Below are 338 nucleotides of genomic sequence, written 5' to 3'. Positions count from 1 at the left end.
AACAACACTCAACCCTATCTCGGTCTATTCTTTTGATTTATAAGGGATTTTGCCGATTTCGGCCTATTGGTTAAAAAATGAGCTGATTTAACAAAAATTTAACGCGAATTTTAACAAAATATTAACGCTTACAATTTAGGTGGCACTTTTCGGGGAAATGTGCGCGGAACCCCTATTTGTTTATTTTTCTAAATACATTCAAATATGTATCCGCTCATGAATTAATTCTTAGAAAAACTCATCGAGCATCAAATGAAACTGCAATTTATTCATATCAGGATTATCAATACCATATTTTTGAAAAAGCCGTTTCTGTAATGAAGGAGAAAACTCACCGA

The 338-nt window shown here is 32.8% G+C and carries 1 pseudogene; it reads right to left on the bottom strand.

Features of this window, described 5'->3' with window-relative positions:
- Positions 1-228 precede the first annotated feature (228 nt).
- Positions 229-338: pseudogene (locus tag SB772_RS39590) on the bottom strand (APH(3') family aminoglycoside O-phosphotransferase); the annotation flags it as partial.

This window comes from Paraburkholderia sp. SIMBA_030 (genome assembly GCF_046535245.1).
Taxonomy (GTDB): domain Bacteria; phylum Pseudomonadota; class Gammaproteobacteria; order Burkholderiales; family Burkholderiaceae; genus Paraburkholderia.
This window is presented reverse-complemented; position numbering and strand designations above follow the sequence as displayed.